This is a genomic window from Trinickia sp. (assembly GCF_051953405.1).
In the GTDB taxonomy this organism is placed as follows: Bacteria; Pseudomonadota; Gammaproteobacteria; order Burkholderiales; family Burkholderiaceae; genus Trinickia.
Genome location: NZ_JBQCIV010000155.1, coordinates 1 through 22,846, shown reverse-complemented (window position 1 = coordinate 22,846; position 22,846 = coordinate 1). Strand labels below are relative to the sequence as shown.

19 protein-coding genes are annotated in these 22,846 nt (G+C 65.7%); 9 read left to right on the top strand and 10 right to left on the bottom strand.

Annotated elements, in window-relative coordinates; genetic code table 11:
• The 3 genes from ACTHN9_RS28060 to ACTHN9_RS28050 form a co-directional block, all read right to left on the bottom strand.
• A complete protein-coding gene (locus ACTHN9_RS28060; protein WP_440540101.1) occupies nucleotides 1-954 on the bottom strand; it encodes a cobalamin-binding protein in 954 nt (317 codons plus the stop codon).
• Nucleotides 951-1,511, bottom strand: a complete 561-nt coding sequence (gene cobU, locus ACTHN9_RS28055; RefSeq protein WP_440540100.1) for a bifunctional adenosylcobinamide kinase/adenosylcobinamide-phosphate guanylyltransferase — start codon at nucleotides 1,509-1,511, stop codon at nucleotides 951-953. Before cobU ends, ACTHN9_RS28060 begins: the two co-directional genes overlap by 4 nt.
• A gap of 99 nt (nucleotides 1,512-1,610) precedes the next feature.
• Nucleotides 1,611-2,030 (bottom strand): PaaI family thioesterase, encoded by a 420-nt coding sequence (locus tag ACTHN9_RS28050; RefSeq protein ID WP_440540099.1) that lies wholly within the window; start codon nucleotides 2,028-2,030, stop codon nucleotides 1,611-1,613.
• Nucleotides 2,031-2,151: 121 nt separating this feature from the next.
• On the opposite strand from ACTHN9_RS28050, the gene ACTHN9_RS28045 reads away from it, so the two are divergent.
• Nucleotides 2,152-2,775 (top strand): ParA family protein, encoded by a 624-nt coding sequence (locus ACTHN9_RS28045; RefSeq protein ID WP_440540098.1) that lies wholly within the window; start codon nucleotides 2,152-2,154, stop codon nucleotides 2,773-2,775.
• A 19-nt stretch (nucleotides 2,776-2,794) separates the two neighbouring features.
• Here the strand turns inward: ACTHN9_RS28045 and panD are convergent, their stop codons facing one another.
• The 4 genes from panD to ACTHN9_RS28025 form a co-directional block, all read right to left on the bottom strand.
• A complete protein-coding gene (gene panD / locus ACTHN9_RS28040; protein WP_440540097.1) occupies nucleotides 2,795-3,181 on the bottom strand; it encodes an aspartate 1-decarboxylase in 387 nt (128 codons plus the stop codon).
• Nucleotides 3,182-3,274: 93 nt separating this feature from the next.
• Entirely contained in the window at nucleotides 3,275-4,108 is an 834-nt protein-coding gene (gene panC, locus ACTHN9_RS28035) for a pantoate--beta-alanine ligase (protein ID WP_440540096.1), read from the bottom strand.
• A 115-nt stretch (nucleotides 4,109-4,223) separates the two neighbouring features.
• Nucleotides 4,224-5,093, bottom strand: a complete 870-nt coding sequence (locus ACTHN9_RS28030; RefSeq protein ID WP_440540095.1) for a segregation and condensation protein A — start codon at nucleotides 5,091-5,093, stop codon at nucleotides 4,224-4,226.
• Nucleotides 5,094-5,095: 2 nt separating this feature from the next.
• Nucleotides 5,096-5,284, bottom strand: a complete 189-nt coding sequence (locus ACTHN9_RS28025; RefSeq protein ID WP_440540094.1) for a DUF3460 family protein — start codon at nucleotides 5,282-5,284, stop codon at nucleotides 5,096-5,098.
• A gap of 362 nt (nucleotides 5,285-5,646) precedes the next feature.
• Between ACTHN9_RS28025 and ACTHN9_RS28020 the strand changes: the two genes are divergently transcribed.
• From ACTHN9_RS28020 to ACTHN9_RS28010, 3 genes are all read left to right on the top strand, one after another.
• On the top strand, nucleotides 5,647-7,449 hold the full coding sequence (locus ACTHN9_RS28020; protein WP_440540093.1) for an autotransporter assembly complex protein TamA: 1,803 nt from the start codon (nucleotides 5,647-5,649) through the stop codon (nucleotides 7,447-7,449).
• Between the two features lie 52 nt (nucleotides 7,450-7,501).
• Nucleotides 7,502-11,632: a translocation/assembly module TamB domain-containing protein gene (locus ACTHN9_RS28015; RefSeq protein ID WP_440540092.1), complete on the top strand. Its 4,131-nt coding sequence runs from the start codon at nucleotides 7,502-7,504 to the stop codon at nucleotides 11,630-11,632.
• 92 nt (nucleotides 11,633-11,724) lie between these two features.
• Nucleotides 11,725-12,309, top strand: coding sequence for a hypothetical protein (locus ACTHN9_RS28010; protein ID WP_440540091.1), 585 nt, complete (start codon nucleotides 11,725-11,727; stop codon nucleotides 12,307-12,309).
• A gap of 148 nt (nucleotides 12,310-12,457) precedes the next feature.
• Here the strand turns inward: ACTHN9_RS28010 and metG are convergent, their stop codons facing one another.
• The 3 genes from metG to ACTHN9_RS27995 all read right to left on the bottom strand — a co-directional run bounded on the left by metG (nucleotide 12,458) and on the right by ACTHN9_RS27995 (nucleotide 16,891).
• Complete coding sequence (metG, locus tag ACTHN9_RS28005) at nucleotides 12,458-14,623, bottom strand: methionine--tRNA ligase (RefSeq protein WP_440540090.1); 2,166 nt, start codon at nucleotides 14,621-14,623, stop codon at nucleotides 12,458-12,460.
• A 602-nt stretch (nucleotides 14,624-15,225) separates the two neighbouring features.
• On the bottom strand, nucleotides 15,226-15,876 hold the full coding sequence (locus tag ACTHN9_RS28000; RefSeq protein ID WP_440540089.1) for an OmpA family protein: 651 nt from the start codon (nucleotides 15,874-15,876) through the stop codon (nucleotides 15,226-15,228).
• Between the two features lie 328 nt (nucleotides 15,877-16,204).
• Entirely contained in the window at nucleotides 16,205-16,891 is a 687-nt protein-coding gene (locus ACTHN9_RS27995) for an OmpA family protein (RefSeq protein WP_440540088.1), read from the bottom strand.
• Between the two features lie 288 nt (nucleotides 16,892-17,179).
• Here ACTHN9_RS27995 and apbC point away from each other — a divergent pair, with 288 nt between their 5' ends.
• The 5 genes from apbC to ACTHN9_RS27970 form a co-directional block, all read left to right on the top strand.
• Entirely contained in the window at nucleotides 17,180-18,268 is a 1,089-nt protein-coding gene (gene apbC, locus ACTHN9_RS27990; RefSeq protein WP_440540087.1) for an iron-sulfur cluster carrier protein ApbC, read from the top strand.
• 166 nt (nucleotides 18,269-18,434) lie between these two features.
• Nucleotides 18,435-18,977, top strand: a complete 543-nt coding sequence (locus ACTHN9_RS27985; RefSeq protein ID WP_440540086.1) for a superoxide dismutase family protein — start codon at nucleotides 18,435-18,437, stop codon at nucleotides 18,975-18,977.
• A 24-nt stretch (nucleotides 18,978-19,001) separates the two neighbouring features.
• Complete coding sequence (dcd, locus tag ACTHN9_RS27980) at nucleotides 19,002-19,571, top strand: dCTP deaminase (RefSeq protein WP_440540085.1); 570 nt, start codon at nucleotides 19,002-19,004, stop codon at nucleotides 19,569-19,571.
• 132 nt (nucleotides 19,572-19,703) lie between these two features.
• Nucleotides 19,704-21,983, top strand: coding sequence for an Orn/Lys/Arg decarboxylase N-terminal domain-containing protein (locus ACTHN9_RS27975; protein WP_440540084.1), 2,280 nt, complete (start codon nucleotides 19,704-19,706; stop codon nucleotides 21,981-21,983).
• Between the two features lie 2 nt (nucleotides 21,984-21,985).
• A partial coding sequence (locus ACTHN9_RS27970) for a lysozyme inhibitor LprI family protein (RefSeq protein WP_440540083.1) occupies nucleotides 21,986-22,846 on the top strand: 861 nt, incomplete at its 3' end.

The window sequence follows — 22,846 nt, the reverse complement described above, 5'->3', positions numbered from 1 at the left end:
TCAGCGGGCCCCCGCCGCGCTCGCGCCGGGTCTGCGTTCGCGCGCGAGGTCCAGATCGCGGCACAACTGCTCGGCGCCTTGCGCGAGGCGCGGGCCCGGCCGCGTGATGAGATCGCCGTCGATCGCGAACAGGTTGCCGCGCGCGACGGCCGTCATGCGCGGCCACGCCCGCCATGCCGCCAGGCTCGGCAGCGGCGCGTCGGCGCGCGTGGCGCCTTGGCTCGCCGTGACGATCGCCTCCGGGTCCGCGGCCACGACGGCCTCGGTCGACACCGTCGGCACGAGCGGGGCGAGATGCGCGAAAACGTTGCGCCCGCCGCACAAAGCGATGACATCGCTGACGATATGCGCGCCGCTCAGCGTCATCAACGGATCGGCCCATACTTCGTAAAACACGCTGACGGGCGAGCGTCCCGCATAGCGGGCGCGCAGCGCGGCGATCTTGGCACGGTAGTCGGCGGCGGCCGCTTGCGCCTGCTCGGCGGTGCCCATGAGCGTGCCGAGCGCAATGAGGTCGGCCGCGACGGCATCGAGCTTGCGCGGCTCGCTGTGATAAAGCGGGATCCCTAGCGCGCGCAGGCGGTCCAGCTGGCGCTCGCCGTTGCCGTGGCGCCAGACGATCACCAAATCCGGCTTGAGCGCGACGATCCGCTCGAGATCGAGCGCGGTGTTCGTGCCCACTCGCGGCAACGCCTTCGCGGCGCTCGGATAGTCGCTATACGACACGGCGCCGACGAGCTTCGCCCCGCCGCCGGCCGCATAAGCCAGCTCGACGGCGTGGGGCGCCAGCGCTACCACTCGCTGGGCGGGCGCGGCCAGCGTGACGCGTTCGCCGGCATCGTCGGTCACCGAAATCGCCGCATGGGCGTAGGGCGCGCTCGCGATTGCGGCGCTGAAGGCGAGCGCGATCGAAGGCGCGTATCCCACCGCGCGGGAGCGTTCGAACGGCCTCATTGCGGATGCTCGCTTTTGACCGTCATCGGCAGCCCGGCCACCATCAATGTCACCGCTCGCGCAAGCGCGGCCACGCGTTGATTGAGGCGCCCGAGTTCGTCGACGTATCGACGCGTCATCGCGCCCATCGGCACGACGCCCATCCCGATTTCGTTGCTGACGACGATGATGGGGCCGCGCGCGCGAGCGAGCGCCGCTTCGAGCGCGTCCATCCTTGCCGCGCCGTCGTCGCACGGCTCGCCCTCGGCCGGGCATATCACATTGGCGAGCCAGAGCGTCAGACAGTCGACGAGGATGCAGGTGCGGCCGTCGTCCGACTCTGCGATCGCGCTAGCGAGATCGAGGTCGGCTTCGACGAGGCCCCAATGGGCAGGCCGCCGTGCGCGGTGGTGCGCGATGCGTGCCGAGAATTCCGCGTCGCCGGTATGACGCGCGGTGGCGATATAGGTGACAGGGGAGGCTAGGCGCGAGGCTCGCGTGTGCGCAAGCTGCTCGGCGTGGCGGCTTTTGCCCGAGCGGGCGCCGCCGAGGACGAAGGTAAGATCGGGTGCGGTCATCGCACGATTGTAGCGAGGCTCCGCGCGCCGTACAGTGCCGCATGCGGGAGCGGGACCTCGCGCGCCGCCGCCCGCTGGGCAATGGACCGACATTCGGGCCTATTTGAGGATCATCTGCGTGCAACGGAAGAGCGCGATCGTATGGCCGTCCGGATCGAACACGGAGGCGTCCCATACGTGCGTGCTGCGGCCCAGGTGAACCGCGGACGCCACCGCGCGCACCGTGCCCGCCCGGCAGGTGCCAAGGAAGTTGCTCTTGAGTTCGATCGTCGTGAATCCGCTCGCGCCTTCGGGAAGATGCGCCAGGCAAGCATAGCCGCAGCAGGTATCGGCCAGGCCGATCACGGTTGCCGCGTGCAGGTAGCCGTTGGGTGCGAGCAATTGCGGGCGCACGGCCAGCTTGCCCGTCAGGGTGCCTTGGGCGAGCGCGACGACGCGCACGCCGAGCAGCTCGGGCAGCGAGCCTTGCTGACGCTCGTGGAGCGTCTCGATCGTGCAATCGGAGCGTAAAGTCGACATCGAGTGAGCCTCCTTGTGGCCGAATTTGCCGATATTATCGGGAGTCGCGCTGTTTGTTGAGATTAAACGGCCATAACCGGCTAACCGGCTGCGGTAGGCGGCCTTCTACTCGGGAGTGTTCATGACGGTGATCGTGGTAGCGAACCCCAAAGGCGGCGTGGGTAAGAGCACGTTGTCGACGAACTTGGCGGGCGCCTTCGCGGCGAACGGCGAATGGGTGGCGCTGGCCGACCTCGATCGGCAGCAATCGTCCCACGGATGGCTGGCCCTGCGGCCGGAAGGATTGCCGCCCATCGAGACGTGGAACGTCGATCCGGACGCGCCGGCCAAGCCGCCCAAGGGCTTGGAGCGCGCCGTTATCGATACGCCGGCGGGATTGCACGGCGTGCGGCTGGCCGCGGCGCTCGAGCTGGCCGATAAGGTCGTGGTGCCGCTGCAGCCGTCGATGTTCGACATCCTCGCCACCCAGCATTTCCTCGAACGCCTGGCCAAGGAAAAGGCCGTGCGCAAGGGAATGATCGAAGTAGGCGTGGTGGGCATGCGCGTCGATGCGCGCACGCGTTCGGCCGAGCAGCTCCATCGCTTCGTGGAAAGCCTCGAGTTGCCCGTGCTGGGCTTCCTGCGCGATACGCAGAACTACGTGCAGCTCGCGGCGCACGGGCTCACGCTCTGGGACGTGCCCCAGAGCCGAGTCGAGAAAGACTTGGAACAGTGGGAGCCGATTACGGCCTGGGTCGCGAAGTAAGCGCTTGCTGCCCGCGCGTTCAGCTCCAGCTCTGGACGGGCACGTGGCCGCGGCTGCTCTTGGCCTTGTTCCGTTCGTCGACGAACACGAGCTTCGGCTCCCAGCCGGCTTTTAGTTCGGCCTCGTCCACGATCGCGAACGCCGCGATGATGACGAGATCGCCGAGTTGCGCGCGGCGCGCGGCCGAGCCGTTCAGCGAGATCATGCCGCTGCCCCGTTCGCCGCGGATCGCATAGGTCGAAAAGCGCTCGCCGTTGTTGACGTTCCAGATGTCGATGCGCTCGTTTTCGACGATGCCCGACGCGTCGAGCAAGTCCTCGTCGATCGCGCACGAGCCTTCGTAATGAAGCTCGCAGTGCGTCACGACGGCGCGGTGGATCTTCGATTTCAACATGTGTCGCTGCATGGTCGGTTCCTTTGCTTCAGCCGATTGTCGCCCCGGGGCGGCGTCGGTTTTGCCGCCGTGGGACGGCGTCAGATTTGCCGCCGTGGGACGGCGTCAGATTTCGAGGTTGTCGATGAGGCGCGTTGCGCCGAGCTTGGCGGCCGCGAGCACGACGAGCGGCGCCTCTAGCTCGTGGGCGGCCGGCGCGATGAGGTCCGAGCGCTTGCGCACCGCCACGTAATCGGGTTGCCAGCCCCGCGCCGCGAGCGCTTCGATCGCTTCGCGCTCGATCGCCGCGAAATCGCGCCGGCCGCGGAGCACCGCCTCGCGCACGCGCGCGAGCGTGTGCGCGAGCATCGGCGCCTCGGCGCGTTCCGTTTCGGTGAGATAGCGGTTGCGCGAACTCAGCGCGAGCCCGTCCGTGTCGCGCACGGTTTCGGCTGCCACGATGTCGGTCGGCAGGGCGAACTGTTGGCACATCTGCCGCACGATCATGAGCTGCTGGTAATCCTTCTTGCCGAACACGGCGACGCGCGGCTGTACGCACGACATGAGCTTCATGACGACCGTGCACACGCCCGTGAAGAACCCGGGGCGGAATTCGCCCTCGAGAATGTCGCCGAGATCGTGCGGCGGATGGACGCGGTATTCCTGCGGCTGCGGGTACATGTCGCGCTCGGTGGGCGCGAACAGCACGTAGACGTTTTCCTTTTGCAGCTTCTCGATATCGGCTTCGAGCGTGCGCGGGTATTTGTCGAAGTCTTCATTCGGCCCAAACTGCAGACGATTGACGAAGATGCTCGCGACGACCGGATCGCCGTGCTGACGTGCAAGCCGCATGAGCGACAAATGGCCTTCGTGCAGGTTGCCCATCGTCGGGACGAACGCCGTACGGTTTTGGCCGCGCAACTGATCGCGCAATTCCTGGATCGAACTGATGACTTTCATGGTGGCAAGACTGGCGCGGGCGACGCACTGCGGGTTGAAGGCGCGCCGATTGTAGTGGATTTGACGGCGCGTGACATGAGAGGGCACCGTCGAAATCGCGTTCGCGTTGCGCGCGCTAGGCGGGCAAGTAAGCGAGACGGACGTAGATCGGGGCGAACGGTTCGGGTTGGGTGATTTCGATCAGCGATTCCCGCGCCAGCTCGAGCATGGCGATGAAATTGACGACGACGACGGGGACGCCGCGCGTCACGTCGAACAGTTCGGAGAACTCGACGAAGCGCACGTTCTGCAGGCGCCGCAAGATCAAGCTCATGTGCTCGCGCACCGAGAGTTCCTCGCGCGAGATCTTGTGATGCTGGACGAGTTTCGCCCGTCCCAACACATCCGCCCAAGCCGCGCGAAGATCGTCCATCGCGACGTCGGGAAACCGCGGAGCCACGCTTTGCTCGATATAGACTTCGGCGCGCAGAAAATCGCGCCCGAGCTGCGGCAGCCGATCGAGCTGCTGCGCCGCCAGCTTCATGCGCTCGTATTCGAGCAGCCGCCGCACGAGTTCCGCGCGCGGATCCTCGGCCTCTTCGCCTGTATCGGCCTTCTTCACCGGCAGGAGCATGCGCGACTTGATCTCGATCAGCATCGCGGCCATCAGCAGATACTCGGACGCGAGTTCGAGGTTCGTCTTGCGCAACTGTTCGACGTAGCCGAGGTATTGCGCCGTCACGTCCGCCATCGGGATGTCGAGCACGTTGAAGTTCTGCTTGCGGATCAGGTACAGCAACAGATCGAGCGGACCTTCGAACGTCTCGAGGAAAACCTCGAGGGCGTCGGGCGGGATATACAAATCCTGCGGCAGCTTGAACAGCGGCTCGCCATACAGGCGCGCGAAAGCGATGCCGTCGACGGTGTCGGGCGTCGTGTCGGTCGCGGGCGCGGTGAGCGCCGCATCGGACGCCTGGCCGCGCCGCCCTTCGTCGGCGGCGGTCACGTTCAGAAGTTCTGGTAGTAGACGTACGGCGTTTGTTGCACGCGTGCCTGCTGCTGCGACGAACGCTCTTCGAGATCGATCGGCTGCTTGTCCCACAAGAGCGCGCGGCCGCGGCGCTGTTCGTCTTCCAGCGACGGTTTTTGCTGTTTGAGCTGATTGATGAACTGCGTGATATCCGATTGATACAACATGATTCGGCAATCCTGAAAATAGGGACAGAGCGACACCCGTGCCGCTCGCGCAAGGTGCGATTTTAGCGCATGCCGCCCGATGCGGAACACCGCAGGCTGCACAGCGTCGAAAGCGGGCACGCGAACCTTGCCGGGCGGGGGCGGTTGGGTGCCCGCGGGCGGCGCGGTCCGTGCGAGCGGCTGGGCCGTTCGCCGCGAGCGCATCGGTGCGAGCGAGATCGGCGTTTTGCCGTGTCGCCGCCCGTGCGTCCGACGATCGATCGGCGAGTGGCTCGATCGACGGACGTTATGTTCAAATGATCGCTTTCGTTTTCGTCTGAGCTGATCGCGCTTAGCCGTCTTTCAATCTGAGGAGGTATCGTTTGCGGGGAGCCGTGATCGTCTCGTTTTGTATCGTGCGTGGCCGCGGCCGCGCGGCACCGGCGCGCAGGCCGGCTTGGCCGTCGCTCGCCCTGGGCGCGCTACTGGCCTGCGCCTCGTGGCCCGCGGCGGCGAAGTACGACATCGCGATCGATGCGCCGCGCCCCATGCGCAAGCTGCTCGAGAAGCATCTGGACCTTGCGCGCTTCGCCTCGCGCAGCGACGTCACCGACGATCAATTCGACTTCCTCGTGACCGCCACGCCGCAGCAAGTGCGGGATCTGGCCGCCACCGACGGCTACTTTTCCCCGATCGTGCGCACCGACGTGCACGCGGGCCGCAAAGGCCAGAAAGCCGTCACCGTGCATGTCGATCCGGGGCCGCGAACCACGGTCGCATCGGTTGCGTTGACGTTCGAGGGGCCCGTGCGCGACGAATCGCCGAAGCAGGAGAACGCGGCGCGATTCGCGTTTTCGCTGCACACCGGCGACCCGTTCACCCAGGCGGGATGGAGAGATGCGAAGGAGGCTGCGCTCAAGGCTTTGCAGGCGCGCCGCTACCTCGGCGCGAAGATCGTCCGCTCGCAAGCGCGCATCGATCCGCACACCCGGCAAGCGGCGCTGAGCGTCGCGTTCGACAGCGGCCCGACTTTTACGCTCGGCCCGCTCGACGTCTCGGGCGTGCGGCGCTACCCCGGCCGCATCGTGACCAACGTCAATCCGCTGTCGGTCGGCGAGATTTACGACGCTGAGCGCATCGCCGAGCTGCAGCGGCAATTGCAGAACACGCCTTACTACGCGAGCGTGGCGATCGACGTCGGCGACGACATCGCGAAGCCGAACGGCACGCCCGTTCACGTGAAGGTGAGCGAATATCCCTACAACAACGTGCGCGGGGGCGTCGGCTACGCCACCGATACCGGCGCGCATGTGCAAGGCTCGTATAGCTATCTCGATACGTTCGGCGCCGCGTGGCCGTTCTCGGTCCAAGGCCGTCTCGATCAGATCCAGCAGTACGGCCAGGTTCAATTGTCGATGCCGCCGGGGCAGCGCGGCTGGGTCAACAGCGCGCTCGCTTCGTACACGAGCACGCAAGTGTCGGGCACGAACATCTACAGTGCGCGAGCTGGCTTGCAGCGCACGCGCACCGCGCAGTTCATCGACTACGCGTACTCCATCCAGTACTACGCCGATCGTCTCGACCAAAACGCAGCCGGTCCGACGACGAGCCACGCGCTGGTGCCGCAATGGTCGTGGACGCGCCGCCACGTCGACGATCCGCTGTTCCCGCGCAAGGGCAACCTCGTGCACGTCGAGGCGGGTTTCGCCGTGAAGGGCGCCGCGACCGACCAGACGTTCATGCGTGGCTATGCGCGCGGCGAGCAGTACGTGCCGCTTTTCAAGCGGGACCTGCTGCTCGTGCGCGCGGAATTCGGTGGCGTCTTGACGAGCGGCAGCTCGAGCGGTATTCCGGCGTCGCTGCTGTTCCGGGCGGGTGGCTCCAATTCGGTACGCGGTTACGGTTTCCAAAGCATCGGCAATACGGTCGATGGGTCGGTGTTGCCGACGAAGTACCTGATCACGGCCACCGCCGAGTATCAGCACTGGTTCACGCACGATTGGGGGGCCGCGGTGTTCTACGACGTCGGCACGGCGACGGATACCTGGAGCGAGCGTGTCATTTATCCGGGCGCCGGGATCGGCGTGCGCTGGCGCAGTCCGGTCGGTCCGATCAACGTCGATCTGGCGTACGGTACCCGCAATCGCAGCGTGCGGCCGTACCTCACGCTCGGCATTGCGTTTTGACTCCCGATTGACGCTCCATTGACTTCCTATTTACGCATCGCCTAGACCTCGGATGACACACGATTCGCCGCCCCCGCCGAACGAACCGATCCCCGACGCCGATGCATCGCAGGCGGGCGGGAGCGGTGCACCGCCGCCGGGCGGCTCCGACGAGGCGCCCGAGCCGCATCCGCCGCGTGGTCCTAATGCCCCGCATCGCAAGCGGCGCGGCCTGCGCGTGCTTGCATGGACGGCGCTGACGTTGGCGCTGATCGGGGGGGGCATCGTTGCGGGGCTTTATGGTGCGATCGCCACGGAGCCGGGCACTCGGCTTGTCTGGCAGGCCGCGGTCGCGGCCATGGGACCGCGGCTGTCGGGTACGTTCGAAGGCGGCACGCTCGCGCGCGGGGTGCGCCTGGCCGATCTGCGCTGGCACGAACCGGCGCTCGCGGCCGGCGCGCCGCCCACCGATATCCGCATCGATCGTCTCTCGGGCCGCTGGGCGCTGACGCGTTCGCCTTGGCGGCTCACCGTCGATCGGTTGGAAGCGGGGACGATCGATGCGCGGATGGCGCCGTCGGCCAGCAAGACGCCGATGCGGCTGCCCGCCGATCTGCGCTTGCCGATCCAACTCGACGTGCGTTCGCTTGCGGTGGACAGGCTGCGCGTGCATAACGGCGCGACGACGACCGAGATCGACCGCTTGCGTGTCCGCGGGCGCAGCGACGGACGCCGCCACACGGTGTCGATCGACGGCGTCGACACGGCTTATGGCGCGCTCGCGGCCCAGCTCGCGCTCGACGGGGCGCGGCCGTTCCCGCTGACCGGGGCCTTGAGCGCTTCCGGTGCGCTCGAGGGAGCCCCAGCCGAGCTACAGGCGCACCTTTCCGGCACGCTCGAATCGCTCACGGCCGATGTCGCCGCGAGCGGGATGAAGCTGGCCGGACGCGCGCATATCGAGGCGACGCCGTTCGCGCCCGTGCCGCTCAAGCGGGCGACCATTGCGTTCGATCACGTCGATCCGCGCGCGCTGAGCGCCGGCGCACCGCAGGCCGATCTCTCGCTTGTCGCGACGCTCGCGCCGGTGGCAGGAGGCGGGCCGCTCGTCGTCGCCGGGCCCGTTCGCATCGCCAATGCGACACCGGGGCAACTCGACGAACATCGCCTACCGCTCATCGAAGCGCATGCCGAGGTACGGCTCGACGAGCACGAGCAACGGATCCGGCAGCTCGATGCGCGCTTGCTGCGCGGCGCCGCGTTGACGGGAAGCGGCACGTTCGCGCATGGGCGCGGGCGTTTGGAGTTGATCGCGCATGCGCTCGATTTGACGACGCTCACCCCCTATGTACGACCGACATCGCTGTCCGGGCCGATCGCGATTGGGCTGGACGGGCCTACGTCCTCGCTCTCGCTCGACCTCGCCGATGCGGCGGCGCGCCTGCGCGCGCGGGCCCACGTGGCGTTCGAGCATGCCCGGCTAGCGCTGCACGACGTACGTATCGACGCCGGCGACGGCCGCCTCGAACTCAAAGGCGCACTGGAGCACGATGCGCGCGATAGCTATGACGTGAGCGCGACGCTGACGAATTTCGATCCGCGGCGACTCGCGGCGGCTACGCTGCCGACGGCGCGCCCCACGGCGCCAGCGGCACGCTCGCCGCACGGTGCGGGGCCGGGCGCCGTCGCTGCCCCTGCCGCAAGGTCCGCACGGGGAGCGGCCAAACTGCCCGAGGCACGCATCACGGGCCGCTTCAGTGCCGTGGGTGCGCTCGCGCCGTCGCTATCGACGAAGGTCCGGTTCGAACTGGGCGACAGCGTCTACGACGGCTATCCGCTGACCGGCGCGGGGACAGTCCAGCTTGCCGGCACGCGCCTTCTTCCGAGCGACGCCAAGCTGTCGATCGCGGGCAACGACGTCGAGCTGCATGGAAGCTTCGGCGGGCCCGGCGATCGCCTGCGCTTTCATGTGGACGCGCCGCAGCTCGAACGGCTGGGCTTCGGCGTGTCCGGTACCGTTCTTGCCGATGGCGATCTGACCGGCTCGATCGCCCATCCCGACGTGACGCTGCGCTATGACGCCCATGCAGTGGCGATCGGTCAGAACCGGATCGGGAGCGCGACGGGCAGTGCGCGGATTCGCGACGGTGCGACGGGCGCGCTCGAATTCACGGCCGATGCGCGCGACATCCATGCGGGAGCGGTCGACTTGTCGACGATGACGGCCCGTGTCGCGGGCACGCGCGGGAAACATACGTTCGACGCGCAAGCGAAGGGCACCGTGCTTGGGCGTCCCGTCGATATGATGCTCGCGGGCACCGGCGCGCTGACCGATACGCGCGACGGCACGCGTTGGGACGGCATGCTCGCCCGCTTGGCGAACCGAGGCATGCCCGCGCTGCAACTGCAGGCCCCGGTGGCCGTGTCGGCCGGCAGCGGGCGTACGACGCTCGGGCCGACACGGCTGAGCCTCGAAGGCGCCACGATCGATCTCAAATCGTTTGTCTACGACCACGGCGCGATCCGCTCGGCCGGTAGCGCCTCGAATTTGTCGGCGGCGCGGCTTATCGCGATCCGGCAGATGTTGACGGGCCAGCCCTCGCGCTTATCGAGCGATCTCGTGTTGGCGGCCGATTGGGACTTCGATGTGGGACGCACGGCGAGCGGCTACGCACGCGTCGAACGCCGCAGCGGCGATGCGACGCTCTCGACAGGCTATGGCACGGCGGCATTCGGCATGACGGCGCTCTCGGCGCGGGTCGATTTCACGGGCGGGCGGATGGTTGCGACCGCGCACGCGGCGGCCAATCGCGTCGGCACGCTCGATGCCACGATCGGGGCGAGCCTCTCGCCCGATCCGGCCCGCGGCGGCCTGCTCGGGCTAGCCGCCGATGCCCCGCTCGCCGGCAAGCTCGCCTTCGAGATTCCCGCTTTGAAGGCGACCGGGGGATTGTTCGGCCCCAGCTACGTGCTCGACGGGCACGTCGCGCTGAACCTCGTGGTAGCCGGCACCCGGGCGAAGCCGACGGTCTCCGGCGCGCTCGTCGGCGACGACCTATCGGCCACGCTCGTCGACCAAGGCATTCAGCTCAAGGACGGCATCGTACGGGTGGCGTTGACCGAGAACCTCGTGGATTTTCAGCGCGTGGAGTTCCATGGCGGCAACGGCACCGTGCGCGCGACGGGGCGCATCCGGCTCGATAGCGCCGAGCCCGACCTGACGGCGCGGATCGTGGCCGACAAGCTCGAACTGTTCGCCGCGCCCGACCGGCAGTTGTCGCTGTCGGGCAGCGCGACGATGGCCAACGGCGGCGCGGCCGGCGGGCTCGACATCGACGGCAAGTTCACGGTCGACCATGCGCTGTTCGATCTGCCCGAGCAACGCGCGCCGCGTTTATCCGACGATGTCGTGATCGTCAGCGATCACGGTTTCGTGCGCGGCTCGCCACCGCCGCCGGCCGAGTCGACGAACAAGCCGGTCGGCCGGTTCGCGCCGCGCGCGAGCGTGGATATCGACCTCGGCCGGGATTTCCGTTTCCGCGGTCAGGGCGCCGATCTCGGCCTGCGCGGCACCGTGACCGCGCTGTCGGCGCCGAATCAGCCGCTGCGCGCGATCGGCAACGTGCGCGTGACGGAGGGCTCGACGTATACGTCGTTCGGCCGCAAGCTCGCGATCGAGAACGGCTATTTCACGTTTAACGGCCCCGTGGCGAACCCGGGCGTCAACATCCTCGCCATGCGCCGCAATCAGGAGGTGGAAGCCGGCGTACAAGTGACGGGTACGGTGCGCACGCCGGTCGTCAAGCTCGTCTCGGAACCGAACGTACCCGACAATGAGAAGCTTTCGTGGCTGTTGTTCGGCCATGGAACGGATCAAGGCAACAACCTGAGCCAGCAAAGCTCGATGACGACGGCGCTCGCGCTGCTGGGCAGCGCCACGGGCAAGCGGGTGGCGCAGACGTTCGGGCTCGACGAGTTCTCGGTGGGCCGCAGCGACGTCGGGTTGACCGATTCGCAGGTCGTGATGCTGTCCAAGGCGATCAACGACCGGCTCGTGCTCGGCTACGAACAGGGGCTGCAATCGGCCAGCAATGCATTCAAGGCCACGGTGAATCTGTCGCGCTTCTGGTCGGTGTTGCTTTACACGGGCACCTTCCAAGGCGTCGACATCAACTTCACGCGGCGCTTCGACCGCTGGCCGTGGTGACGATGCGGGCCTACATTTGCGAAAAATGAACGTGCCCCGGCCGTAGGTAACGTGGTCTGATTTGCTCTCAATTCAATCGTAGGAGATGAGCAATGTCGACCTTGCACATGTGGCGATGGCCCCTTTCGCAGGTGAAGTTCGGTAGCTGCGGCTCGATGGTGGAGGACCGCGGCTCGCTAAAGAGGGCGATCCCGAACAGCCGCGGCTGGTACCAATTCTCGGAACACGGCGATGCGCGCAGGCCGCTCGTCCTCATCGGCAGCCGCGCGCAAGTGCTTAGATTTTTCCAACATAACGCGAAGATCGGGATCGAAAATTCGATTTCGGATTTACCGCACATCTACATGCGCGTTTCGCGCTACAAACCGCCGAAGCAAAGGCGTGAAGTCACGCCGATGAACTATCCCGTAGTTGGCGCGGCGAATGTGGTGGTATCGGCTGCGACCAACGATCTCTTGAGAAATTGGGGCAATTTGGGTTCGTCACTCAGCACGATCGCTGAGCGCACGCGTCGGATTCTGCGGCCCGGGGTCGAGGAGTCCCCCGACAAGACGAAAGCGATCTGTGTGAAATTCAGCTATCTGCCCGAGCCGGGGATGCACGTCGTGGGCCGGCGCAAGGTGGCATTCGGCGACGAGTTCGACGGTACGGGGCTCCAGGAACTCTTTGCCGAGTGAGGTTCGGCGGGTGCCGTTTGTGCTGTTCGTGCCGCTTATACCGCCGCTTATACCGCTTGTGAGGCTTGGTGCCGCGTCGATCCGCCGACCGGCGGCTAAGCGGTGCACAGGCGGCCACCCGCAGGCGGCCGCCTTGCCGGTTCGCCGCTTAGCGCACGCGCATGCCGGGCTTCGCGCCGCTATTCGGCTCGAGGATGTAAAGGCCCGGTTCGGCCTTCTCGTCGGCGCTCGAGGCGGCGAGCACCATCCCTTCGGACAGGCCGAATTTCATCTTGCGCGGGGCGAGATTCGCCACCATCACCGTCAGCTTGCCCACCAAATCTTCGGGACGATAGGCCGACTTGATGCCCGAAAACACGTTGCGCGTCTTGGCCTCGCCCACGTCGAGCGTCAGTTGCAGCAGCTTGTCCGACCCTTCGACGGCTTGGCAATCGACGATCAGCGCGACGCGCAGGTCGATCTTTGCGAAATCGTCGATCGAGATCGTCTCGCTTGGCTCGTCGCCTGCCGGGGCAGCGGCTTTGCGCTTGGCTTTGCTGTCCGTGGCCGAGGAGGCCGTGGCAGCGGTAGCGCTTGCTGCTGCCGCACCGGTTTCGGTCGGCAGCAAGGAGCTGCGATTGGCCGCGACGAGCGCTTCGAGCTGCTTGACGTCGATGCGTGTCATCAAGTGTTGATACGCATTGATGGGCTGCTGGGACGACAGCGGCGTATCGGCATCGGCCCAGGCGAGCGGGGCGACGCCGAGGAACGCCTCGACCTTGGCGGCCAGCGCCGGCAGCACGGGCTTGAGCGCAATCGACAGCAGCCTGAATGCTTCCAGGCTGACGCTGACCGTCTCGTGCAGCAAGGCGGCATTCGCCGGATCCTTCGCCTGGTCCCAGGGCTTGGCCGTATCGACGTAGGCGTTCACGGCGTCGGCGAGTTCCATCGTCTGGCGCACGGCGCGGCTGTATTCGCGCGCTTCGTAATGGGCTGCGATTTGCGGGATCGCCGCACGCAGTGTCGCCAGCAGCGGATGGCCCATCGCTGCGTCTTGTATCCGGGCATCGAAGCGCTTGATGAGAAAGCCGGCCGCGCGGCTTGCGATGTTCACGTACTTGCCCACCACGTCGCTATTCACGCGGGCCAGGAAGTCGTCGAGATTCAGATCGAGATCTTCCATCGTCGCGTTCAGCTTCGCGGCGAAGTAGTAGCGCAGCCATTCGGGGTTCAGGCCCGTCTCGATATAGCTGTTTGCCGTAATGAAGGTGCCGCGCGATTTGGACATCTTTGCGCCGTCCACCGTTAGGAAACCGTGCGCGAACACGTTCGTCGGCGTGCGATAGCCCGCGAATTCGAGCATCGCCGGCCAGAACAGCGTGTGGAAATACAGGATGTCCTTGCCGATGAAGTGGTATTGCTCCGTGCTCGAGCCGGGCTCGATCCACGCTTGGAAATCGAGGCCGCGTTGCTCGGCGAGCTTCTTGAAGCTCGCGTAGTAGCCCACCGGCGCATCGAGCCAAACGTAGAAATACTTGCCGGGCGCGCCCGGAATCTCGAAACCGAAGTAGGGCGCGTCGCGGGAGATGTCCCAATCGCCGAGCTTGGCCTCGCCTGCTTCCCCGAGCCATTCGCGCATCTTGTTCGTCGCCTCGGGCTGAGCGAGGCCGCTCACCCACCCGCGCAGGAAATTCTCGCAGCGCGAATCGGACAGGCGGAAGAAGTAGTGCATCGATTTGCGGCGCACGGGCGTGGCACCGGAAATGGCCGAATACGGATTGACCAGATCGGTCGGCTGGTAAGTCGAGCCGCACACCTCGCAGCTATCGCCGTATTGATCCTTCGCACCGCATTTCGGGCACTCGCCCTTGATGAAGCGATCGGGCAGGAACATTTCCTTGACGGGGTCGTACGCTTGCTCGATTTCGCGAGCGTCGATGAGGCCCGCTTGCTGGAGCTTGCCGTAGATCGTCTCGCACAGCGTTTTGTTTTCCTCGGAATCGGTCGAATAATAGTTATCGAACGAAATCAAGAAGTTGCCGAGATCGCGCGTGTGCTCGCGCCAGACGCGGTCGATCAGTTGCTTCGGCGTAATGCCTTCCTTTTCGGCGCTCAGCATGATCGGCGTGCCGTGCGTGTCGTCTGCGCCGACGTAGTACACCTCATGTCCGTGCATTCGCATCGCGCGCACCCAGACGTCCGTCTGGATGAACTCGACCATATGGCCGAGGTGGATCTGTCCGTTCGCGTAGGGCAGAGCGGACGTCACGAGAATGCGGCGGCGGGCGGCGCCCGCGCCGGCTTGCGCGGCGAAATGAGGGGCGGATACGGTCATGGGCGTATTGGAAGGTTGCTGCTTGAGGGAAAGCGTCGATTTTAGCAGGCACCGGCGCGCCGCCCGGAGGATCGCGCGCACCGCGCTCGCCGCCGGCGCATCCGGAAATTCGCGAATGGGGCTAAAGCGGGTGCTTCGTGGCGGGGCAGCTTGTTGGCTTGAGACCCGGACGGACGCGCCGCTCATCGGCGATGCCTGGGACCGGCTGGCGCAAAGTCCGCCGTTATGAGCGATGCGCGCAGGCTGCGCTTGGGAGGAATGGCGGGACAGAAGCGGGATGTCTATCTCGATAATTCGATGATCCAGCATGGGATCGAGCGAGAACGAGGCGCCGCGGCAAAGAATGGGCAAAAAAAACCGGGGCGTTCGGCCCCGGAGCAACAACGACAAGAGGAGAATGGTGACGCAGCGGCGTTGGCCAGCCACGTACCGAACATACAGACAAGAGAAATGCCGCCGAGTTCGAAAAATTTTCGAATCGTTTACCGGCGCCTTCTCGCCGCCTTCTCGCCGCCTTCCGTCGCTGTTTTTCGAGCCGCCGCCGCTGGCTTCTGCCGGCATCGGCGCGCTACGCTAGCGCCCGGCTCGGCGGCCCCTTCTCCTTATTGCGTCTGTTGCGCCATCGCGCGCAGATAAATCTCCACCCGGCGATTTTGTTCGCGGCCCGCCGCCGTGTTGTTGTCTGCGATCGGGTTGCTGGCGCCGAAGCCCTCGGCTTGCAGCCGGTCGGGTTGGACGCCGTGCTGGCTCAAGTACGTCGCCACGCTCTGCGCCCGGTTGACGGACAACGTCTGGTTATACGAAGCGCTGCCGGTGCTGTCGGTATACCCGCGGATCTGCGCGACCACCCGGGGATTTTGATTCATTTGCGTCGCCAATTCGTTCAGCGTGGCATACAAGCTCGGATTGATCTGGTAGCTGTCGGTGGCGAAGGTCACATTGCTCGGAATGTTCAGCTTGAGCGAGCCGTCCGGCTGCTCGGTGATCTGCGTGCCGGTGCCCTTCGACGCGCCCGAAAGCTTGTTGCGGATGGTTTGCCAGTTATAGCCCGTGACGCCGCCGGCCAAGGCGCCCACGCCCGCGCCGATGGCCGCACCCTTGCCGCCGCCGGCCAGCGCGCCGATGCCGGCGCCGAGCGCGGCGCCGATCCCGGTGCCCGTTGCTGTATTGGATTGCTGCTGCGTCGCGCAGCCGGCGAGAATCGAGCCGGCGAGGGCGAAGACGGTGAGGCGGGTGACGATTTTTGCGTTCATGTTCATGTCCTCTCTCGAAAGCGAGCGCACGCGCAACGCGGCCGATATCGCCGCCGGCCGGACCGACCGGTACGATTGCCGCGTCGCGGAGCGCGTCCCGCTAACCACTACAATAGTGCCTACGAAGCGTCGCTGCGGCGGTTGGATCGCTCGCCGCTACGCGAGTTCGCCGCTGCGCGAAATTGCCCGCCCGGGCCGCCTTTGGCAATGGGGCGCAACACTTTCTTTCAATTTCGCCGAGCGCTCACGCTTGCCGCACGCGTCGCGCCCAGTCGATCGCACTAGAGAGAGGACCGCTTCCGGTCGAGAAGAACCGCGCCTTGCGCGCCTATTCCGACGCTTGCGGACATTGCGCTCCCGTGCACGGCTGCGCGGCGCCTGCGCCGGACGAACGCAAGTAGATTTCGGCGCGCCGGTTCTTCCAAGCATCCGGGGAGTTGTTATCGACGATCGGCGACGTGTCGCTCTTTCCGGCGACGCTCCCGATGCGGTCCGGCGCAACGCCTAGCCGCGTGAGAAAGCTCTGCACAGTTTGCGCACGCTGCAACGACACGCGTTCGTTGGACGCCTGCGTTCCCGACGCATCCGAGAAGCCGCTGATGTCGGCGATGAGCGTCGAGTTCGCCTTCATCTCCTGCGCTACCTGGGCGAGCACGGCGGAACTCGACGCGTCGAGCGTGCAGCCTTTCTTTCGCGTACACGAATTGATCGGCACCATTACGCGGACGGAATCCGGCTGCTGGGTCACCTGGGCCGTGGTGTTGTGGGCCTTGCCGAATAGTCGGCTACTGATGTCGTTCCAGTAACCGCCGGCAGCGCCGCCGGTGGCCAAGCCGACCGCACCGCCTATGGCCGCGCCCTTGGCCCCGGCGACGGCCCCGCCTACCGCGGCGCCGAGCGCCCCGAGGGCTCCGGCACCCACCAGCGCGTCGTTGCCTTGCTGCGATGCGCAGCCCGCGGCGAGCGCGACCGCAACGGCCCAAACAGTCACTCGGGGGACGATTCTTGCATTCATGTTCATTTCCTTTCTGGCAAGGGGGCGATCGTGCGCGCGAGGGCGGCGCAATATCCGGTGAGCGCTGGCGGTACACCGGCCAACGGCGGCGCGCCCCATCGCTTGCCACTACAATAGTGGCTGTGGGTACCGAGGCGGCCCTGTGTCCGTTCGGCCGCCGCGCGCAGGCGTTCGGCAACCCATTTTTTGGCAACGACATGAGATATCTCATTGTTTTGCCGCAACATTTCCGCGGGCGCCGCCGCTTTCGCCAGGCGCCGCGCTCGCTGTCCCCTCGGAGTCGAATCGATGAGTATTGATCGGGCCTTGGTCGACGCCGCCCTCGCGGCCGTCACCGATCCCAATACGGGTAAGCCGTTCATGGCGGGTAAGGGTGTCAAGAACGTCGGCGTCGAAGGTGCGCTCGTGCGCGCCGAGGTGGTGCTCGGCTATCCGGCCAAGAGTCAGTTCGACGCCCTGCGCGCCATCGTCGAGCAAGCGCTATTGCAAGTGCCGGGTGTCGAACGGGCCGAGATTTCGGTCTCGACCTCGATCGTCGCGCACACGGTGCAGCCAGGCGTGAAGCTGTTGCCGAAGGTCAAGAACATTGTGGCCGTGGCGTCGGGCAAGGGCGGCGTCGGCAAAAGCACGACGGCCGTCAATTTCGCGCTCGCGCTGGCGAGCGAGGGGGCGTCGGTCGGGATTCTCGACGCCGATATCTACGGGCCCTCGCTGCCGATGATGCTCGGGATCGAAGGCCGTCCCGAATCGCCCGACGGCCAATCGATGAACCCGATGAAAGGGCACGGAATCGAGGCCAATTCGATCGGCTTTCTCGTCGATCAGGACAATCCGATGGTCTGGCGCGGCCCGATGGCCACCTCGGCGCTGGAGCAACTGCTGCGTCAAACGAACTGGGGCGAACTCGACTACCTCGTGGTCGACATGCCGCCCGGCACGGGCGACATCCAGCTCACGCTCGCGCAACGTGTGCCGCTGACGGGCGCCGTCATCGTCACGACGCCGCAGGACATCGCGTTGATCGACGCCAAGAAGGGCCTGAAGATGTTCGAGAAGGTCGGCGTGCCGATTCTCGGCCTAGTCGAGAACATGAGCATCCACGTCTGCTCGAACTGCGGGCACGCCGAGCACATCTTCGGCGCGGGCGGGGGCGAGCGGATGGCGAAAGAATACGGCGTCGAGGTGCTCGGCAGCTTGCCGCTCGACATCGGCATCCGCGAGCAGGCCGATGGCGGCCACCCGAGCGTCGTGGCCGATCCGCATGGGCCGATCGCCGAGACCTATCGTGCCATCGCGCGCAAAGTGGCGATCCGTATCGCCGAGCGCGCGCGCGACATGAGCGCCAAGTTCCCGACCATCGTCGTTCAGGACACGTGAGCCGCTTCCTGCACCGGCGTCCGAGCGCGCGAGCGGCCCGACCCTTGCGCGCAAGCAGCATCGGGCCTCGATCGTGCTTGGGGAGCGCGCGTCGCGGTATCATGTCGCCTTCGCTTGAGTCCGGCTCGGCGGCGCGCGGTGCGCCGCCCGTCGGCATGAGGATCGCATGAGAGAAACAACCGGTGGGCGGCGTACCCGCCGTTCGGGCATCGTCGTCGCCAGCCTGGTGCTGGCAAGCGCGGCACTCGGCGGCTGCGCGGCCTTCTTCGGCCCCCACGAAAAACGCGCGGACGCGCAGGTATTGCCCACCGTCGGCAATAGCGCGCGAGGCACCGTTACGTTCATCGAGCGCGCGGACGGCGTGCAGGTGACGTACAACCTCGTCGGGCTGCCGCCGAACAGCGATCACGCCTTGCAGGTGCACGAGCGCGGCGATTGCAACGCGGCCGACGGATCGAGTGCGGGCGGCGTGTTCGCGCCGGCGGCCGATCGGCTCAAGAGCGGGGTGCGGCGCGCGGGCGATCTCGGCAACATCCACGCGGATGCCACGGGCGTCGCGGCCGGTTTCGTCGTCGCGACCGAGGTCTCGCTCGACGGGATACGCTCCGTGGCGGGCCGTTCGGTGCTCGTCGCGCGCGAGCCGAGCGATCCCGAATTTCCCGATCGCGGCGTGGGCGCGGCGATCGCATGCGGCGTGATCCGCCAGTAAATCCGCTTTATTCAGCGTCTTTTTATGACCATCAAATCCGACAAGTGGATTCGGCGCATGGCCGACCAGCACAAGATGATCGAGCCGTTCGTGCCCGATCAGGTGCGCGCTGCCAGCGACGGCCGCAAGATCGTCAGCTACGGAACGTCCAGCTACGGCTACGATATCCGCTGCGCGGACGAATTCAAGATCTTCACGAACATCAATTCGACGATCGTCGACCCGAAGAACTTCGACGAAAAGTCGTTCGTCGATTTCAAAGGCGATGTGTGTATCATCCCGCCGAATTCGTTCGCGCTGGCACGCACGGTCGAATACTTCCGCATTCCGCGCAACGTATTGACCGTTTGCCTCGGCAAATCGACGTATGCGCGCTGCGGGATCATCGTCAATGTGACGCCGTTCGAGCCCGAATGGGAAGGGTACGTGACGCTCGAGTTCTCGAATACCACCCCGCTGCCGGCGAAAATCTACGCGAACGAAGGCGTCGCGCAGGTGCTGTTTTTCGAGAGCGACGAGGTGTGCGACGTGTCGTACGCCGATCGCGGCGGGAAGTACCAGGGGCAGCACGGCGTGACGCTGCCCAAGACGTAGTCGGCAATGCCGTATTTCGCACCGTCATACAACGGACGCGTAGCGCAGAGAGACTAAGCAGTTTCGGTGGCCGCTGGCACGTGGGATGCGAAATCCCCGAGCCCGCGGTTGTAGTCTTTGGAGAATTCGCCCATGAAGTTTCGTTTCCCCGTCATCATCATCGACGAAGATTTCCGCTCCGAGAACATTTCCGGCTCGGGCATCCGTGCACTAGCGGAAGCGATCGAAGGGGAGGGTGTCGAAGTGCTCGGCCTGACGAGCTACGGCGACCTGACTTCGTTCGCGCAGCAATCGAGCCGCGCGTCGTGCTTCATTTTGTCGCTCGACGACGATGAGCTCATGCTGGGCGAAACGGGACCGGACGGGGAACTGCCCGAGCTGGCGACGGCGATTCTCGAATTGCGTGCGTTCGTCACCGAGGTGCGTCGGCGCAACGCCGATATTCCGATTTTCCTGTACGGCGAAACGCGCACGTCGCGCCATCTGCCGAACGACATCCTGCGCGAGCTGCACGGCTTCATCCACATGTTCGAGGACACGCCCGAGTTCGTTGCGCGCCACATCGTGCGCGAGGCGAAGGTCTACCTCGATTCGCTTTCGCCGCCGTTCTTCAAGGAACTCGTCAAATACGCCGACGAAGGCTCGTACTCGTGGCACTGCCCCGGACACTCGGGCGGCGTCGCGTTCCTGAAGAGCCCGCTCGGGCAAATGTTCCATCAGTTCTTCGGCGAAAACATGTTGCGCGCGGACGTGTGCAACGCTGTCGACGAACTCGGCCAACTGCTCGATCACATCGGGCCCGTGGCGGCATCCGAGCGTAATGCCGCACGCATCTTCAGTGCGGATCACTTGTTCTTCGTGACGAACGGCACCTCGACCTCGAACAAGATCGTCTGGCACGCCACGGTTGCCCCGGGCGATATCGTCGTCGTCGACCGCAACTGCCACAAGTCGATCCTGCACGCGATCACGATGACGGGGGCGATCCCCGTGTTTCTCACGCCCACGCGCAACAACTTCGGCATCATCGGGCCGATCCCGCGCGACGAATTCAAGCCCGAGAACATTCGCAAGAAGATCTTGGCGAACCCGTTCGCGCGCGAGGCGTTGGAAAAGAATCCGAACCTGAAGCCGCGCATTCTGACGATCACGCAAAGTACGTACGACGGCGTGGTGTACAACGTCGAGATGATCAAGGAGTTGCTCGGCGATTTCCTCGACACGCTGCACTTCGACGAAGCCTGGCTGCCGCATGCCGAGTTCCATCCGTTTTACCAGGACATGCATGCGATCGGCGCCGGACGCCCGCGTACAGGCGCGCTCGTGTTCGCCACGCACTCGACGCACAAGCTGCTCGCCGGCATTTCGCAGGCCTCGCAGATCGTCGTGCAAGATTCCGAACACGGCGTGTTCGATCGACACCGCTTCAACGAAGCGTATTTGATGCATACGTCGACCAGCCCGCAATACGCGATCATCGCCTCGTGCGACGTCGCCGCTGCGATGATGGAGCCGCCCGGCGGCACGGCGCTCGTCGAAGAATCGATCGCGGAAGCGCTCGATTTTCGCCGTGCGATGCGCAAGGTCGATGCCGAGTACGGCGAGGATTGGTTCTTCCAGGTCTGGGGCCCGGAGGCGCTCGCCGACGAAGGTATCGGTTCGCGCGAGGATTGGATCTTGCATGCGCAAGATCAGTGGCACGGCTTCGGGCCGCTTGCCGACGGCTTCAATATGCTCGACCCGATCAAGGCGACGATCGTGACGCCGGGGCTCGACATGGCCGGCGACTTCGGCGAAACGGGCATTCCGGCGGCGATCGTGACGAAGTACCTGGCCGAGCACGGGATCATCGTCGAAAAGACGGGGCTGTATTCGTTCTTCATCATGTTCACGATCGGCATTACCAAGGGCCGTTGGAACTCGATGGTGACCGAGCTGCAGCAGTTCAAGGACGATTACGATACGAATCAGCCGCTGTGGCGTGTGCTGCCCGAATTCATCGCGCAGCATCCGGCCTACGAGCGCATGGGGCTGCGCGATCTGTGCCAGGCGATACACAGCGTCTATCGCGCCAACGACATCGCTCGGCTGACGACGGAAATGTACCTGTCGAATATGGAGCCGGCGATGAAGCCGTCCGATGCCTTTGCGAAGCTCGCGCATCGCGAGATCGATCGCGTGCCGATCGACGAACTCGAAGGGCGCGTGACGAGCATTTTGTTGACGCCGTACCCTCCCGGTATTCCGCTGCTGATTCCGGGCGAGCGTTTCAACAAGACGATCGTCAACTATTTGCGGTTTGCGCGCGAATTCAACGAGCGCTTCCCGGGGTTCTCGACGGATATTCACGGCCTCGTGGCGGAAACGTCAGCTGGGCGTACCGAGTATTTCGTCGATTGCGTGCGCGTCTGACGATGTCGAAGTCGCACACTCTTCTCGGCGCGTTCGCGGCAGCGCTCGTGCCGGGCGCGTTGCTCGTCGCGTTGTTGGGCGCGCCGCTCGCGGCGCATGCCGAGGCGGCGCGCGCCGACCCGATCGATACGGCGATGCAAAATTGCTCCGCGCGTGCCGACCGTTCGTCGACACCGGGCCAGGTGCAATGTATCGAAGCCGCGCGCGACGCCTGGCAAGCGGCGATCGATGCGGCGATGCGCTCGATTGCGGCCACGGCGCCCGATGAGGCGCGGCGCGGCTGGCAGGAAAGCCAAAACCATTGGCTCGCTTGGCGTAAGGAAGAGCTGCCGCTCTTGCGCGCTGTGTTTGCGACGACGCGCGGCAGCAGCTATTCGATTACCGAAGCGAACGTGATGCTGCAATCGGTGCGCGATCGGGCGCTGGCGCTGCGGCATATCGCGTCGCGTTTTGCGCCGCCACCGCCGGTGCAGGCAGCTTCGTCGGCGGCGTCCGGGGCGTTGGCGGCGTCCGGCTCGATTTCGGGGGCGGGGGCGGCTTCAGGGGCCCGCGTCGGTGCGGACGCGCCGGCCGTTTCGAGCCCGACGGCGTCGCGTGCGCAGAGCGACGATGCACGGGCGCATGAAGAGCGGATGCGGCCGTGCAATGTCGATGCGGCTTGCGAACATGCGCAGTTCGATTTGAGGCGTTACGAGCGCACGTTGCGGGAGAAGCTGCCGGTTCGCGCGCGACCGGCGCTTGCGCGTGCGCAGCGCGCGTGGCGGGCGTACTTCGACGCCACGGCGCCGCTCGGTACTGAGGCCGAGCGCGTGGATCTGATCGGCGAACGCGTCGCGACGGTCAAGCGGTTGTCGGAGACGGTG